At 70.1% G+C, this 14,446-nt stretch carries 16 protein-coding genes and 2 pseudogenes; 13 read left to right on the plus strand and 5 right to left on the minus strand.

Annotated features, from left to right (window positions below; all coding sequences use genetic code 11):
• Positions 1 to 40 precede the first annotated feature (40 nt).
• The 5 genes from ACFVU9_RS31640 to ACFVU9_RS31660 all read right to left on the minus strand — a co-directional run bounded on the left by ACFVU9_RS31640 (position 41) and on the right by ACFVU9_RS31660 (position 4,375).
• Entirely contained in the window at positions 41 to 643 is a 603-nt protein-coding gene (locus ACFVU9_RS31640; RefSeq protein WP_387599289.1) for a Uma2 family endonuclease, read from the minus strand.
• A gap of 126 nt (positions 644 to 769) precedes the next feature.
• Positions 770 to 1,510, minus strand: coding sequence for a BTAD domain-containing putative transcriptional regulator (locus ACFVU9_RS31645; protein WP_387599292.1), 741 nt, complete (start codon positions 1,508 to 1,510; stop codon positions 770 to 772).
• Positions 1,511 to 1,582: 72 nt separating this feature from the next.
• Positions 1,583 to 2,236 (minus strand): hypothetical protein, encoded by a 654-nt coding sequence (locus ACFVU9_RS31650; RefSeq protein ID WP_380448306.1) that lies wholly within the window; start codon positions 2,234 to 2,236, stop codon positions 1,583 to 1,585.
• 420 nt (positions 2,237 to 2,656) lie between these two features.
• Positions 2,657 to 3,130 carry an NUDIX domain-containing protein gene (locus ACFVU9_RS31655; protein ID WP_387599295.1) on the minus strand — a complete coding sequence of 158 codons (474 nt, stop codon included), beginning with the start codon at positions 3,128 to 3,130 and terminating at the stop codon, positions 2,657 to 2,659.
• Between the two features lie 27 nt (positions 3,131 to 3,157).
• Positions 3,158 to 4,375, minus strand: a complete 1,218-nt coding sequence (locus tag ACFVU9_RS31660) for a helix-turn-helix domain-containing protein (RefSeq protein WP_387599298.1) — start codon at positions 4,373 to 4,375, stop codon at positions 3,158 to 3,160.
• Between the two features lie 146 nt (positions 4,376 to 4,521).
• On the opposite strand from ACFVU9_RS31660, the gene ACFVU9_RS31665 reads away from it, so the two are divergent.
• The 13 genes and pseudogenes from ACFVU9_RS31665 to ACFVU9_RS31725 all read left to right on the plus strand — a co-directional run bounded on the left by ACFVU9_RS31665 (position 4,522) and on the right by ACFVU9_RS31725 (position 13,822).
• Positions 4,522 to 4,965, plus strand: a complete 444-nt coding sequence (locus ACFVU9_RS31665; protein WP_387599301.1) for an ATP-binding protein — start codon at positions 4,522 to 4,524, stop codon at positions 4,963 to 4,965.
• Positions 4,962 to 5,189, plus strand: coding sequence for a hypothetical protein (locus ACFVU9_RS31670; RefSeq protein ID WP_387599304.1), 228 nt, complete (start codon positions 4,962 to 4,964; stop codon positions 5,187 to 5,189). Before ACFVU9_RS31665 ends, ACFVU9_RS31670 begins: the two co-directional genes overlap by 4 nt.
• A gap of 391 nt (positions 5,190 to 5,580) precedes the next feature.
• Positions 5,581 to 6,594, plus strand: a complete 1,014-nt coding sequence (locus tag ACFVU9_RS31675; RefSeq protein WP_387599307.1) for a hypothetical protein — start codon at positions 5,581 to 5,583, stop codon at positions 6,592 to 6,594.
• Positions 6,588 to 8,047, plus strand: a pseudogene (locus ACFVU9_RS31680) (hypothetical protein); the annotation flags it as partial. The gene ACFVU9_RS31675 and the pseudogene ACFVU9_RS31680, both read left to right, overlap by 7 nt.
• Positions 8,048 to 8,632 (plus strand): hypothetical protein, encoded by a 585-nt coding sequence (locus tag ACFVU9_RS31685; RefSeq protein ID WP_387599367.1) that lies wholly within the window; start codon positions 8,048 to 8,050, stop codon positions 8,630 to 8,632. It abuts the pseudogene before it with no gap.
• Positions 8,629 to 8,934: pseudogene (locus ACFVU9_RS31690) on the plus strand (hypothetical protein); the annotation flags it as partial. The gene ACFVU9_RS31685 and the pseudogene ACFVU9_RS31690, both read left to right, overlap by 4 nt.
• 96 nt (positions 8,935 to 9,030) lie before the next feature.
• Complete coding sequence (locus ACFVU9_RS31695; protein WP_387599370.1) at positions 9,031 to 9,669, plus strand: enolase C-terminal domain-like protein; 639 nt, start codon at positions 9,031 to 9,033, stop codon at positions 9,667 to 9,669.
• Positions 9,666 to 10,106, plus strand: a complete 441-nt coding sequence (locus tag ACFVU9_RS31700) for a hypothetical protein (RefSeq protein ID WP_387599309.1) — start codon at positions 9,666 to 9,668, stop codon at positions 10,104 to 10,106. The genes ACFVU9_RS31695 and ACFVU9_RS31700 overlap by 4 nt, the downstream gene beginning before the upstream one ends.
• Positions 10,103 to 10,768 carry an HAD family hydrolase gene (locus ACFVU9_RS31705; RefSeq protein ID WP_387599312.1) on the plus strand — a complete coding sequence of 222 codons (666 nt, stop codon included), beginning with the start codon at positions 10,103 to 10,105 and terminating at the stop codon, positions 10,766 to 10,768. The genes ACFVU9_RS31700 and ACFVU9_RS31705 overlap by 4 nt, the downstream gene beginning before the upstream one ends.
• Positions 10,765 to 11,556 (plus strand): class I SAM-dependent methyltransferase, encoded by a 792-nt coding sequence (locus tag ACFVU9_RS31710; RefSeq protein WP_387599315.1) that lies wholly within the window; start codon positions 10,765 to 10,767, stop codon positions 11,554 to 11,556. The genes ACFVU9_RS31705 and ACFVU9_RS31710 overlap by 4 nt, the downstream gene beginning before the upstream one ends.
• On the plus strand, positions 11,553 to 12,341 hold the full coding sequence (locus ACFVU9_RS31715; protein WP_387599318.1) for a creatininase family protein: 789 nt from the start codon (positions 11,553 to 11,555) through the stop codon (positions 12,339 to 12,341). Before ACFVU9_RS31710 ends, ACFVU9_RS31715 begins: the two co-directional genes overlap by 4 nt.
• A gap of 26 nt (positions 12,342 to 12,367) precedes the next feature.
• Positions 12,368 to 13,114, plus strand: a complete 747-nt coding sequence (locus ACFVU9_RS31720; RefSeq protein WP_387599321.1) for a phytanoyl-CoA dioxygenase family protein — start codon at positions 12,368 to 12,370, stop codon at positions 13,112 to 13,114.
• A gap of 63 nt (positions 13,115 to 13,177) precedes the next feature.
• Positions 13,178 to 13,822, plus strand: a complete 645-nt coding sequence (locus ACFVU9_RS31725; RefSeq protein WP_387599324.1) for an L-threonylcarbamoyladenylate synthase — start codon at positions 13,178 to 13,180, stop codon at positions 13,820 to 13,822.
• Positions 13,823 to 14,446: the final 624 nt, after the last annotated feature.

The following is a 14,446-nucleotide window of genomic DNA, read 5'->3' on the forward strand; positions in this document are numbered from 1 at the left end:
GGCCCCTTCGGGGCCCGGGCAGCGACGTTTCACCGTGGATCTACGCGCTCCAAGGCCTCCACGCATCGGTACCGATCTCGACGCCGAACGGCTCCGGAAGCCGGACCGATTCACCGAACTTCCACTCCCCCAGCACCTCGTACGCCCCCTCGGCCTTGTCCGGCGCACCGAAGAGCGTGACACCGGGCTGGCGCGGGTCACGGTCCACCAACAGGTAGTACGGCACCCCGGTCCGCGCGTACCCGCTCCACTTGGTGGCGCGCTTCGAACCGCCAAGCGACGGCCTACGGCTGTTTTCCGCGTTGAATGACGATGTCACCTCGACTGCCAGCTCAAGATCGCCTGAGCGCACTGTCTCCCGCATCTGACGGCACTCGCCGGCTTCTCTTCCTACGACGGCCAGGTCCGGGATATATCCGTTCTCAATCTCCGCCAGATCCACTTTGACTTGCCGAAGCACTCGCCACGAGCAGGCCGATTCCACCGCGCGTTCGACATCGAGGAGAATCCCGGCACCGGAATCGTCCAAGGCGGGAAGCACCGCGAGCACTCCGTCGAGCACCTCGATCCGCAGGTCATAAGGAAGGCGGAAGTGCTCGGCCAGCTCGCCCCGACACCACATGACATAGGGATCGTCGGGCAACGGCCAATGACAGTGCGCAACAACACTCATTGGCCGTAGCCTGGCCGCCCATCGGCAGATATACCACTGCCACACGGACCTTCCCTCCGAAGGAGCGGTTTGCTCGGCATCGGGTTGACGTCCCCGCTACCCCGACTCGGCGACCAGGCGCCACAGGCGGGACGGGGCGGGGAGGCCGAGTTCGGTGCGCAGGCGGCGTTCGTAGCGTTCGACGTCCTGCAGGGCGTCGCCGGGGTTGCCCTCGGCGAGGTGGGCGCGGATCAGGCACGCCTGGCTGCTCTCGCGCAGCGGGTCCGCCCGGACGGCCGCGCCGGCCGCGGCCACCGCCTCCGGGAAGCGGCCGGTCCCGACGAAGGCGCAGGCCAGGGCCTCCAGGGCATGCACCCGCAGGCGCCGCCAGCCGTCCGCCTCCAGCAGCGTCCAGTCCTCGTACCAACCCGGCAGCAGGTCGGCCGAGAGGTCCTCGACGGCCGCCAGCCCGAGGCCGTCCCGGCCCGGCGCCGAACCGGGGGCGAGGATCCGGCGGGCCAGCGCCCGGGCGTCGCGCAGGTCCACGCCGACGCCGTCGGCCAGCCTCAGCTCGGTCGGGCCGATCTCCAGCGCCGACCGGCCCGCCGCCGGCAGGCGGGACAGCGCCGAGCGCAGGCTCGCGAGCGCGCAGCGCTCCGTGGCGTCCGGCCACAGCGTCCCGGCGACCAGCCCTCGCGGCACGTTCCCGTTGCAGCACAGGGCGACGAAGGCGATTAATCGCTCCGCCCCCGCGGAGACGGCCACCGGCGCCCCACCGGCCGACAGCGCGAAGCCGCCCAGCAGGCCGAGCCGCACGCCCGCGCCCCGAACCGGCGGGCCCCGATCGCCGCAGGCCATCGAACCACCATCTCTTCGCGTACGGATGGACCTCCTCATCCATGCTGCGCCGCACGCCGTGGGCTGTCGACCTCAGTCGAAGTTGACGCAGTACCCGACCGGGATCGAGGCCGTGACCCGCCCCGAGGTCAGGTCGATCGCCCGCGCGGTGGCGTTCTTCGTCCCGCAGTTGAACGGATGGCCGGTGAACAGACCGAAGCTGCCGCCCGCGAACCCGGCGTTCCGGACCGCCGTCACGGTCTGCGACCACTGCACGGTGCCGGTGGAGTTCAGGACGATCTGCACCCGCACCCCGCCGTTGACGTTGAAGTGGTCACCGCCGAACTCCAGTTGGCCGTTGGTGTCGTCGGCCCAGATCCGCACCGCCAGCCGCCGGTCGTCGGCCTGGCCGTTGTCGAACCGCGTCTGCGACCGCGTCTGCGGCGTCACGCAGACGGTGTCGCCGACCCAGGCCTCGCGCCAGACGAAGCCCTGGACGCAGAAGCCGTCCGGCAGGGTCCGGAAGGGCACCTGGCTGTTGTCGAACGCCGCCTGGGAGCGGATGTCCGGGGTCACGCAGACGTGGTCCCCCGGCCTGGCGTCGCGCCAGACGAAGCCCTGGCGGCAGGTGTCCGGGCCGAAGTCCTGGGCGTGCGCCGAGGACGCCCCCAGCGCGGCGCCGCCGAGGGCCATGACCGCGGCCATCGCCGTGGTCACCCCGGTTCGCAGGATCCGTCGAGTGCTCATCGTCCGCACCTCCTCGAAGAACCTGCGCCCAGCCTGCGCCGCCCCCCGTCACAGCGGTGTGACGGCCGGAAACGACGCCGGAACGCCGCCGCCCGCGGTGGGTTCGCCCGCCGCTGGGTGAACACCCGCGCGCCATCTGCTCCGCTGAGCACATCTACCACCGTTCCCCACCATCCACCCCCCACCCGCCTCCCGGCGGGTGCCCGCCCCCGCCCTCGTGGCGGGCGGCCCCCCCCCGCGGGCCCCCCCCCCCCGGGGGGGGGAAAAACAACCCCCCCCTCCCCCCCCCGCTCGGTGGGCCCCCCCCCCCCGGGCGTGTCTGGGGCCCCCGGGCCGGTGCCCCGCCCACGCCGAGGCGGGGAAATCACGTCCGCAGGCTGCCGCAGGAGAGCTCCGTGGAGCCACCGTGAGGCGTAGGCCCTACGCGCGAGTCGCTCCGTGCTCCAGGTAGACGGTCGCGGACTGCGTCCTGGCGCCACAGGCGGCGTGGACGCGGCGGGCGAGGCGGGGGATGAGGAGTTCCTCGAGCTGGTCGGTGGTGTAGAAGGCGTACTCGCCGATCTCCACCTGGTCGACGGTAATGTGGTCGAGCTCGTCGACGGGGAGGACGCCGCCGTCGAAGACGAAGAGGAGCTTGTCGCCCTCGGTGGGATGGGGTGCCCAGTCGGCGACGAGCAGGCGACCGATCGGCGGGGTGATGCCCAGCTCCTCCTTGACCTCCCGGGCCGCGCCCTCGCTCGGGGTCTCGCCGGCATGCAGGTAGCCGCCGGGGATCTCCCAGCCGGGCTTGTAGGTCGGCTTCACGAGGAGGACGCGGTCGTCCTCGTCGAAGAAGAGCACGCCGGCGGCGGTGCGGGGCTGGGCCACGACCTCGTGGGACTGGGAGTCGCTCATGGCGACGACTGTAGCCGCCCAGCCGCGTCACGCGACGATCTGGAGCCGCTGCGCGACGCCCGCCAGCAAGTAGCTGGGTTTGCCGCGCTGTTGGCGGACCCAATTGGTCACCAGGTGTCGGGGGATGAAGTGGTAGCGGACTTGCTCGGGGGCCAGCTCCTCGGCGTCCAATACGAGGGCGAGGGCCTCGTCCATGCGGTTCTGTGCGCTGTGGGCGCGGGCGATTTCGAGTGAGTGCCGCACTCGGCGTTCGAGTGGCAGCGTCGAGGAGTCCACGCGCGGCCCTTGGTCGAGGGCGATCTGGACGTCGCCGAGCTCCATGGCGGTCGAGATCCGGTGGATGGCCACGTTGGTCGGCCCGAAGGCCGTCCACATGTGGTTGGCGTCGTGGCCGAGGCGCTGTGCCGCCCGGTCTGCCTCGGCGAGGAAGTCGCGCACCGTACTCCGGTCCTCAATCCTTGCAGCGGCCATCGACCCGACGAGAAACAGGGTGCCGTAGATCGACAGGTAGGTCGGGGATCCGTCCTCCAAGCCGGCCTCCAGGAACGAGGCCGAGTTCATGACCAAGTCCCTGGCGGCGGTGAGGCGTCCATTGCTGAGCAGGCAGTGGGAGACCGAGCGGAACAGCGAGCCGGTGACGACGATGTTGCCCGACTCCTGGGCCGCGGTGAGGCCGCGGTCGGCCGACATCCAGGCCAGGTCGGCTTCGCCTATCTTCGTCAGGACCATCGCGGCGCCTTGGTAGGCCATCGCGAGCAACGATTTGGCCCGCTGTTGTTGATCGCCCTCGTACATGCGCACCGCGCGCTGGGCCTGGGAGAGGATGTCCGGGATGAGTCTGGTCGCGCGGGAGTATCTGGCGTCCTGGTAGGCGGACCAGGCGGAGCCCACCTCGGCGCGCAGGATGTCGAGGTCGGGCGGATGTTCGGCGTCGTCGGCCGCCAGGAACGGCGACAGCTGCTTGTAGTCCATGAGCGCTTCGCGCAGCTTCGAGACGGCTCCGCCCTGGGCATCGCCGGGCCAGTCGAGGAGTGACGGCTCCGACAGCAGGTCGCCGAGCCGGATGTCGAGGGCATCGGCCAGCGCCCTGATGACCGAAAGCCGATCGAGCTCAATACGGCCGTTCTCAACCTTGCTCAGCCAGTCAGCTGTTCGCCCGACGAGGCCGGCCAGAACCTCCTGGGGCATGCCCCGTCGACGGCGGTACCAGGCGACGCGCTCACCGATGCTCAGCGTCTCACTCATTCCAGGCATGCTCCCAGCCTGAGGGCGTCCCCGCCGCCTACCCCGGAAGGATTTTCCGGGTTCCCGTCCATTCATCCTCCTAGCGTTCTGACGCGCCCTCAAGCAGCTCTGCCTGACGGGCGATTGAGCAACCAGGAGGGTTGATCGTGGTGGCACGTCAGGACCTTCGAGCAAGGGAAGCCATCGAGGTGGCCGGCTGCCTGTCGGTACAGATGAGCTTCCTGAGCGCTCACGCCTCCGTGCCCTTGGCCCGGGCGCTGATCAAGAGGGTCGTCGGCGCATGGGAGTTCGACAGGCCGCTCGTCCAGGACGTCGAACTGGTCGCGTCCGAGCTCTGCACCAACGCCGTTCTTCACGGCGCGGCATCGCGCCTTGGCTGCTTCGACGTCCGCCTGGCACCTCAGCCTCGCGGTCTGCGAATCGAGGTCATTGACGCGGGGCCTGGGCCCTTCGACCGGCCCGCCCCGTCTGCCCTGGCTGAGAACGGCCGGGGGCTCCTCCTCGTGAGCCGGATGTGCGAAAGCTGGGGCGTCGACGCGACGAGCGACGGCACTGTGGTCTGGGCCGAGCTCAGGACCGATGCGGCATGACGAACTACCAGCCGCACGACGACATCTACCGCGCCGCTCACCGGGATCCCGTCGAAGCCGTACTCACCTGGCTCTGGGCACTCGGCCACCTCATCGTCCTCGCCCTGCTCGGAGTGGTAGCCGACCCGCAGCTCAGCTCCGATCACTTCGGCCCCGTCCTGGCGGCCGATCACGAGCCCGACCGCGACCTTGAGCAACACCCTGCGGTCGAACCCGAGGCCTGACAACGGAGTCACGCCTCGTCTCCACACGCACCACCGAGCAAGAAGGGAACACCGCCATGTCGTCCATCGCGCGCCTGCAGGCGCCCCAGCCTCCGCCTCCTCCGCCCCCGCCGCCGCCGGCACCGCCGACCCCGCAGCCGCCGTACCCCGGTCGCTGAGCAAAGGAACCGTGTGGGCCTGCCGGACGGACACCGGCAGGCCCACACGGGCTCATCCTCCCCGACCAGTGGGGGGCGCGAGGCAGATCCAGCAGAGAACGACGACTAGGGCAACAAAGCCCGGTCCAGCCAGAGACGGAGAGTGGATCATGAAAACAGCGCTCGGCAGCAAACCCGCGGCGGTCCTCACCCTCCCGGCGATCAGGGGCATGGCGGAGCGCTATGGCGTGCCCGTGGAGGACGCCCTGCTCATCGCGATCAACCTGTTCGGAATCTCCTCCGCCCACGGCCGTCATCGCGCCCGGATCTCGGTTCGTCTCACGACCCGGCCGGACGTCGCCTGGATGGTGATCGTCCCGCTCAATGCAAAGGCTTCGCCGTTCCACTTGGCCGACGACGAGCTCTTGCTGGGCGGCGTCGTAGTCGGCTCCATCGACCGCGTCGCCGCCGACGAGGCGGTCGGAGGGTACTTCAGGGACGACGGGCGGGCCGCCACGCTAAACCCCAACGCCCGCAGCCGCTGTGTGGGGTGCTCGTTCTGCCCGAACACCTTGGAGGCCGCCGCCGATCCTCGTCTCTCCGAGGAGCGGGAGCTGGCCGAGCTCCTGGCCGCGATGGTCGAGCAGCACCCTCGCCGCAATCTGACCGAACTGCGTGAAGTCACCGTGTCGACCGGGTGCTTCGAGCGGGAGCGGGCGGCCGTTGACCACTTGGTAGGCCTGCGCGACGTGCTCGCCTCCCACGGCGTCGGCGCTCGGATCGGGTTCCTCACGTCGGTCATCCGCTCCAGCGAGGCGTTCGAGGAACTGGCGGAGCGCGTCGGCCCGTTCGTGCTGCGGCTCACCGCCGAGTGCTTCAGTCGGAGGGACCTGCTCCTCAAGGCGAGCAAAGCGACGCTCACCACCGAGGAGATGCCCAGGGTCCTGCGGGGGGCGATGCGCGCCGGCCACGCGACCTCGTTCACCTACATCGTCGGCCTGGACCGGCTCGCCGACCTCCTGGGCGGTGTGGCCGAGCTGATGCCGTTCGTCACGGAGTTCCCCAACTTCCAGGTGTACCAGGCGCACAACGCCATCATGGCGGGCCTCCGGGCAGAAGGCTCCGACTCTCTGGAGTACTACCTCCAGGCCCGCCGGGCCATCGAGGACATCGTCGGGCCGACCGGCCTCCACCCGGCGGCATGGGAGTGCTACCGGCCGCTGTGGTACTTCACGTTCGGCGATGAGCAGTTGGTGCCGCCATGCTGAACCGGGCCGACGCGCTGTGGAGGGCAGCCACGTATGTGGCGGTGGTGCTTCTGCATCTCGATGACAACCAGCTGCTGACCGAGCCGCTCCAGGCCGCCCACGTCAAGCCTCGCCCCGCCGGTCACTGGGGAACCGTCCCCGGAACGGCGTGGGCCCTCGCCCACACGGTTCTCGCTGCTGGCGAGCTGGGGCCCGGCCGTGAGCTGGTCCCGGTGATCGGCGCCGGCCACGCGGGGGTGGTCCAGCTCGCCTACGCCTGGCTCACCGGCGAGCTGGCAGCGTGCGCCCTCAGTACGCCCGCGATGCGGCCGGGCTCAGGCGGTTGGCCCGGGACTTCCCTGACGACGATGGTCTCGGTGCGGAAACCCATCCGCTGTTGCCGGCGGGAGCGGCACCTGGCGGGTGCCTTGGCGGCGCTCTCGCGTTCAGTCACGGCATGGCGCTCGACGTGCCTGGACGGGTCGTGGTGCCCATCGTCGGCGACGGGGAGTGCGAGACCCCCACGACCGCGGCGTCGTGGCTTGCGGCCCGGGCTCTACAGGAGAGCGCTGTCCTGCCAGTCGTCCACGTCAACGGCTTCCGTATGGGTAACCGGTCGCTGCTGGGGGCAATGAGCGACGCCGAGCTCGTTGCGTACGCGGCCGGCCTCGGGTGGCGAAGCCGGGTGGTGCACGTGGCGGCGGCCACCGCCGATGAGCACCAGGCGTTCCGGGATGCCCTGGCAGTGTCCGCCGGTGAGGTCGCTGACGGCTCACGGACGGCTGTGTTTCTCCGCTGCGTGAAGGGCTGGAGCGGACCGGAGGCGGTCGACGGGCGGCACGTGCTCGGGACGGCTGCAGCCCACAAGACGCCACTTGACGGGGCCCGTCGGGACGAAGCCCAGCGCAGCAAGCTGGAAAGGTGGCTGGCGTCGTACCAGCCCACGGAACTCTTCGACCACGACGGCCAGCCGATCGGCGCACTGGCCGAAGCACTGGAGTCTGTCGCGCGGCACTCTGCGGCCGGCCCCGGACGCCCGACCCGTGAGAGGCCGAAGCCGGTCGTTCTCGGCAGTGCCGCCCGCTTCGGGGAGGCGGTAGGCGGTGTTCTCCGCAGGCATGCTGCAGCCGGGGATTTCCGGGTCTTCAGCCCGGACGAGCTGTCCTCGAACCACCTCGGCGAGCTGCAGGACGAGCCCTGGGCGTCCGAGGTACTGGCCGAGGAGGTGCTCCTCGGCTGGCTGTCCGGCTGGATCAGCACCGGTCGACGCGGCGTCCTGGTGTCCTACGAGGCGTTCGCCCCGCTTCTGACCGCCGGGATCGTCGGCCACCTCAAGCACCGCCGAATCGCCAAGGACAAGGCGTTCCCGAGCCTCAACCTGCTGCTGACCTCGTACGGGTGGCACAACGTCTTCACCCACGGCGACCCGTCGCTCGCCACGGCCCTGCTCGCGACGGAGGACCCTGCGGTGACCGTGCTGGTTCCGGCCGACACGCAGCGGACGGCCGCCGCGCTCGACGCGGCGTTGAACTCGACGGGCAGCGTCAACATCCTGGTCGCGGGAAAGCACACCGAACTGCGGCTCCCGCTTGAGACCGCCGAGGAGGAACTGGCACGCGGGCTCGCGATCTGGCCGCACCTGAGCGACGAGGAGGAGCCCGACCTCACCATCGTCGTGGCAGGAGACCTGCCGGCCGAAACCGTCACGGCGGCAGTGCCGGCACTCCGTGACCAACTGGGTTGCCGGATTCGCGTCGTGGGCGTTCTCGACGTCACCGTTCTCGGCGATCCCGAGCGTTGGCCCAAGGGCCTGACCGACGCCGAGGTCGATCACTACTTGGGCGAGGGCTCCGCGGTCCTGGTCGTCACGCTCGGGCACCCGGCAGCTGTGTGGGGGTTGCTGGCGGGGCGCTGGCGGCGGCCGATTGACGTGATCGGCTGGCGCGAGCCGCCGGGACCGATGCCCCAGGACGCCCTCGCGCGCGAGCTCGGCCTGGACACCGCCGGACTGCTCCAGGCCGCTGGCCGGCTCACCACCAGGCTGGAGGCCGCGCAATGACGGAGCCACTCATCGACAAGGTGGAGACCGTACCGGTTAGCGGCACAACGGAGGCCGGGGACGACAGCGTCTTCGTCGCGGTCCACGGCGCTGGGCAGACCGGCTGGTACGGGCCCGTGAGCACGACGGTCGGCCGGGCAGTGGAGGCGATCGGGCCCGTAGCCGTAGGAGCCTTGCTGCTTGATCACCACGGACTCCGACCGCGCATACGGACAGCTGCACCGGAGGTCTCGGACTGGGCAGTCGGAGCGATCGACTGTGCGGTGTGGGACCTCCACGGCCGCCTGGTCGGCAAACCGGTGGCCGACCTCCTGGCACCAGGACGGAGGACGCGGGCCGTACCGGCGTACGTCTCCTGGCTCCGTCTGGATCTCAGCGGCCCCGCCAGCCACGGTGCGGTGGCCCAGGTTCTCGAAGAGGGCTGGGCCTTCACCAAGTGGGGGCTGCGCCGCCGCCCGGGGACGAGCGTCGCCGCCGAGGCCAGGAATCTGGTCGCGGCACTGGCCGATGCTGCGGCGCTCATCAGTGAGCCCTTCGCCGTCGACGCGGTGGGCACCTGGAGCCCGCAGCTCGCTGCTGCTGTCGCCGACCGCCTTGATCAGCCGATGCTGGCCTGGCTGGAGGACCCACTGCCGGAGCACTACCTGCGCGTCTACAGCCAGTTGGTCGATGCCGGTGTACCGGTCGCGGTGGGCGAGCGCCTGCGACCCGACGAGGACCTGGACAACCTCCTGGACTTCGCTCGGCCCACCGCGCTCACCATCGACGTCGTCGGCTGCGGCGGCCTCACTCGCGCAGTCGAGATCACCACGAGCGTTCGCGAGGCCGGTGTCCCTGTCTACCCCCACGGCCGCTCGATGGTGCCCGGCATCCACCTCGCCGCCGCCTTCCCCGACGACGTCCCGGCCGTCGAGTACCGCCGCCTGTGGGAACCGCGCCGCCAACTCCTCTACGCCGAGCCCTGGCTACCCAAAAGCGGCCTGCTTCCCGCCCCTGACGCCCCCGGACTCGGTACCCAACCCCGGAGACTGCGATGACCCGAACCATCGGCACCTTCCCTGTCCAAGGAACAACCCGTCACGACGAACACGGCCTGCTCCTCGTCCTGGACCGACGACTCGACGGCCACGACACCTTCCTCTCCGGCATCCTTGACCTCGGCCAAGGGCCCGCAGCCGTACGGATCTTCACCCTCGACGACGTCACCGTGCTCCGACCGCTGGAAACGATCGAGGCACCCAGCCCAGTCTGGGCCGGAATCCTCCACCTCCCGCACGGACTTCGCCCGCGCGTGGTGCCCGCTGACCTCGCGAACGCTGCCCAGGCCGGCAGCCGCGACCTGGACACGCTCGATGCGGCCGAGCTGCGGTACGCGCTGACGTTCCTCGGTGAGGCCACCACCGCCCAGATCCGTACGGCGCGGATCGCCGCCATCGTCTCCGCCCTGCCCCCGGCCGGGGGTGACGCTGCATGAGTGGGTCAGTCAGTCGACTGGTCAGCCTGGATATCGGTGGAACCCTCGGAAACGCGCAGGGCCCCGGCCTGGCGGCCCGGCTCGCCGCCATCTCACCACTCGGCCCGAAGCAGGCCCGGCGCGTGATGCGGTACGTCCTGCACACCGCCCCGGAGATCACCGGCGCCGTGATCAAGCAGGTCTGCGCGGAACTGGACATCAAGCAGTCGGACTTCCCAACGGATCTGCCCGTCTCCCCGCTCGTTCTCTTCCCCGGAGTCGTCGAGGCCCTTCAGCAACTCAGCGACAGTGCCACCGTGGTCACGCTCTCGAACGTGACCTGCACCGAGGCCGATCCTGACCGGCTCCTCGCACTCCTCTCTCCGTGGGTCAGCGCCCACTTCCCGTCCTGCCGCACCGGGTTCGCCAAGCCCGACTGCCGCGCATTCTGGACCGTCGCCGATGCCCACCAGCTATCAGCCAGGACCATGGTCCATGTCGGCGATGACTGGGAATGCGACATCCGCGGTGCCACGGCGGCCGGATTCGCCGCCGTCTGGCTCTCCCACGGCCGTACGGTCCCCGACGAGCACGTCCTCGTTGAACACGATGTGCTCGTCGCCCACGATCTCGCCGACGCAGTCCAGCACGTTCGCCAGCTACTCGATCTGAGGAACCCATGAGCCTGTTCACCGGCACCACCAGCTACTACCGCCAGTTCCGCCCGGGAATCCCGGCAGAGGTCGCGACCGTCCTCGACCAGGCCGTCGCACCGGGCAAGCCCCGCCGGCTCCTGGACATCGGCACCGGCACCGGGCTCGTCGCCGAAGCCCTCCTCGGCCGGTTCGACGACATCATCGCCATCGACAACGACGCCGACATGCTCAAGGCCGCCGAAGAAGCCCTCCGCTCCCAACTCCCAGACGAGGCCAGCCTGTCGCTCATCGAGTCGACGGCCGAGGACTTCAAGCCCCCGACCGGCTGGCAGGCCAACCTCGTGACGATCTGCCGGGCCTTCCACTGGTTCGACCAGGCCACCGTGCTCGCCCTCCTCGACGACCAGGTGGCCCCCGGCGGCGCCGTCGCCGTCTTCGGCGACAACAGCTTCTGGGCCGCCGACAGCCCCTGGAAGCAGTCCGTGCGCGCGGTCGTCCAGAGCTTCCTCGGTGAGGAACGGCGCGCTGGCAACAGCACCTTCAAGCACCACAACCGGCCCTACAGCGAGATCATGGAGGAGTCACCGTTCAACCGGGTCGAGGAGATCCGGGTGCCCGTCCACCGGACGTGGAGCACCAACAGCATCCTCGGCTACCTCTACTCCACGAGCTTCGCCGCACCGCACCTCTTCGGAGGCCGCCTTGACGAGTTCGAGGCGGCCGTGGAAGCCGTCCTTGCCGAGCACAGCACCGTGGACGTCTTCCCGGAGGACAACGAGTTCCTCATCCGCATCGGCCGGCGGGGCACCGAGTGATACGAGCAGACGGCCCGGCCGCCCGCCAGTACGGGCGGCTCGCCGCACCCAGGGTCCTGACCGAGCTCACCACCGAATCCGTGCTCTGCCTCCCCATCGGCTCCCAGGAGCAGCACGGTCCCCACCTACCGCTCAACACGGACACCGTGATTGCGGAGCGGTTCACCGACCTGCTGGTCCAGCGGTATGGCGAACCGCACGACCTGTGGGCCCTGCCGGCCATCCCGTACGGGCTCTCGCTCGAACACGCCTGGTCGCCGGGAACTGTGTCGCTACGGATCGCGAGCTTCATGTCCCTGCTCCACGCCGTGGTCACGGAGCATCTAGGGGCGACCCCTGCGCGAAGGCTCCTGATCATCAACGGCCACGGTGGCAACCGGGGAATCCTGGAGCCTGCCCTCTACGAGCTGCAGCGCACGCACGCCGTCTCCGTCTGCGTCATCCACCCGGCCTCGCTGTCCACTGTCCAGGGCGGCGGCGAGACCGTCCCGGAGATCCACGCCGGTATCCGCGAGACGGCCATGATGCTCGAACTTGCGCCCGAAGACGTCCATCTCGACAATCTCCCAGCGGACTTCACGGCCAACGGCGCTGAGGCGAAGCGGCTCGTTCTGGACCGCGGCACGTCCTGGCCGTGGACCTCCGGCGACACCACCATCGCCACCTGCGGCGTCATCGGAGGCGACCCGCGCCGGGCAACCGCCGATGCCGGCCGAGCCATTCTCAACAGCGCCCTCGATGCGGCCGGCCATGTGCTCACCCACCTCACCAACGACAGCCCGTAACCGCCCGATGCCCTCCAGGAGATTCCGTGGCCCTCACCGCCGCAGAGAAGCACGCCTTCATGCGCGACGGCCTGCTCGTCAGGCGCGGCGCCGTCCCCGACGACCAGATCGTCCGAGCCAGTGAACTGGTCACCGACTGGTACCGCGACTCGATGAACCCCGAGCTCATCAACGCGTACACACGGCGGACCTTCGCGCCAGAGCTCGGAAGCCACCCCGACCTGCTCGCGCTCTTCTCCGCGTCCCCGGCCGCCGAGCTCGCCCAAGACCTGCTCGGCGCCGTTCGCCCCGTCTCCACCGTGCAGCTCCAGATCCGCATCCCCGAGGGCCAACTCGAACAAGCCCAGCCGGAGAAGGCAATGCACGTGGACGGCGTCGCCTGCCCACACCTCGACCCTGACGAGCTTCGGACCTTCTCGCTGCTCGTCGGCGTAGTGCTGTCCGACATCACCGACCCGCACGGCGGAGCCCTGCGCTACCAACCGGGCGGGCACCTGGCCATGGCCGAGTGGTTCCGCACCCAGTGGTCGCTCGGTATCACCGAGCAGGTCCCACCTGACATCGACGCCCACGCCGGCATACCGTTCCTCGGCCGTCCCGGCGACTTACTGCTGATGCACCACCTCGCCCCCCACGCCGTTGGCCGCAACCTCAGCCCGGAACCACGGATCATGGCGTACTTCCGCGTAGAGCACCCCGACCACGCGCGGCGACGGCTGCAGGCGCTGCAAGACCCGTGGCTCGACTACCCGGGGCTGCCTCAGCCCGCGTGAACTCCCAGCTGGGCCGGGATCATGCTCGGCCCAGCCGCTGACTGCCAAGACGGAGAGGCACCCATGCGACCGATCCCGCCAGAACAACTCAGCGCCGCCGCCCGTGCCCTGGAAGCTGGCGAACTCGTCATCGTGCCCACCGAGCGCTGGTACATGATCTGCGCCGACGCCACGAATCTGGCCGCCTGCAACAGCATCTTCGACGGCAAGCAGCGGCCACGCGCCAAGTCCCTCGTACTCGTCACCCCCTCCCTGGAGGCGTGCGAGAAGCAGTTCGTCATCCATCCCGAGGCCAGGCAACTGGCCGACGCCTTCTGGCCCGGCAACCTCGCCATGCTCCTGCCCTGGCAGAGCGTCGACGTCGGGGTACAGAACCCTGCAGTCGGGTCGCCGGCCCTCACCACCAATTCGTCGGGCCCACTCGGCGCCCTCGCGACGGCGGCCCGAACGCCGGTGGCCGCGACGACCGTCAACATCTCAGGCGATGCGGGAGTCGACGCGCCCGGCCCTGCGATCACGATCGGGGAGGTCCAGCGCTTCCTGGACTCCACCGGCGTCAAGGCGACCGTCATCCTCGACGGAGGAGTCGCGCCGGCCGCCAACCACCTCACCATCGTCGACTGCTCGACACCGGCAGCCCGTCTCGTCCGCACTGGTCTTGTCCACCAGCGCGCGATCTCCGCTGTGCTTGGCCGCCAGGTGTCATGACCGAGAGCGCGAGGACAGCTCCGAATCGTCCTCGTAGGTCGCGATCCGCTGACCGATGCTGATCCGCCCGCTGGTGCCATGCCGAGCCCCATCCGCACAGGCCCTGAACCGTGTGTTCGGGACCGTACCGCGACCGGGCGTCTGCCGCCCGTGCGCCGGCCTGACCTCCCGAACTCCCCCGGCCCGCGATGGCGCGGACGTGGCCACCGCAGGTGCCGTCCGAGCCCGAACTGCCCTGCACTCCGCCGTAACCGGCCGTCGGCCTGCACACATCGCTGCCTGAGACAGGCTCTCCCACCAGCCCGAAAGAGCTCCAGCGGGATACTTCCGGCAGGTGTCTCGCCCCACTCCATCAGTGCCGCGCGCCCCCCCGGGCGGGCGGCGCGCGGCGGGGGCGGGGGGGGGCACCCGCCGAGAGGCGGGTGGGGGGTGGATGGTGGGGAACGGCGGTGAACCTGCTCAGCAAAGGGGATCACGCGCGGGTGTTCACCCGGCGGCAGGCGAAGCGGAAACGCGGAAACGCCGCTGCCCGGAGTCCCGGGCCCCGGGGGGGGGGAGACGGCAGAACACAAAACGTGTAGGCCCACCCCGCCCCCAGGGGGCGGGCCGGGGGGGGGTTATTTT

This window comes from Kitasatospora sp. NPDC057936, assembly GCF_042887525.1.
Taxonomy (GTDB): Bacteria; Actinomycetota; Actinomycetes; order Streptomycetales; family Streptomycetaceae; genus Kitasatospora.

Coding starts and splice junctions, on each gene's coding strand:
- ACFVU9_RS31650 (WP_380448306.1), bottom strand. CDS start 2,236: ATGAGCACTCGACGGATCCTGCGAACCGGGGTGACCACGGCGATGGCC.
- ACFVU9_RS31670 (WP_387599304.1), top strand. CDS start 4,962: ATGACGAACTACCAGCCGCACGACGACATCTACCGCGCCGCTCACCGG.
- ACFVU9_RS31705 (WP_387599312.1), top strand. CDS start 10,103: ATGAGTGGGTCAGTCAGTCGACTGGTCAGCCTGGATATCGGTGGAACC.
- ACFVU9_RS31700 (WP_387599309.1), top strand. CDS start 9,666: ATGACCCGAACCATCGGCACCTTCCCTGTCCAAGGAACAACCCGTCAC.
- ACFVU9_RS31710 (WP_387599315.1), top strand. CDS start 10,765: ATGAGCCTGTTCACCGGCACCACCAGCTACTACCGCCAGTTCCGCCCG.
- ACFVU9_RS31655 (WP_387599295.1), bottom strand. CDS start 3,130: ATGAGCGACTCCCAGTCCCACGAGGTCGTGGCCCAGCCCCGCACCGCC.
- ACFVU9_RS31645 (WP_387599292.1), bottom strand. CDS start 1,510: ATGGCCTGCGGCGATCGGGGCCCGCCGGTTCGGGGCGCGGGCGTGCGG.
- ACFVU9_RS31660 (WP_387599298.1), bottom strand. CDS start 4,375: ATGAGTGAGACGCTGAGCATCGGTGAGCGCGTCGCCTGGTACCGCCGT.
- ACFVU9_RS31725 (WP_387599324.1), top strand. CDS start 13,178: ATGCGACCGATCCCGCCAGAACAACTCAGCGCCGCCGCCCGTGCCCTG.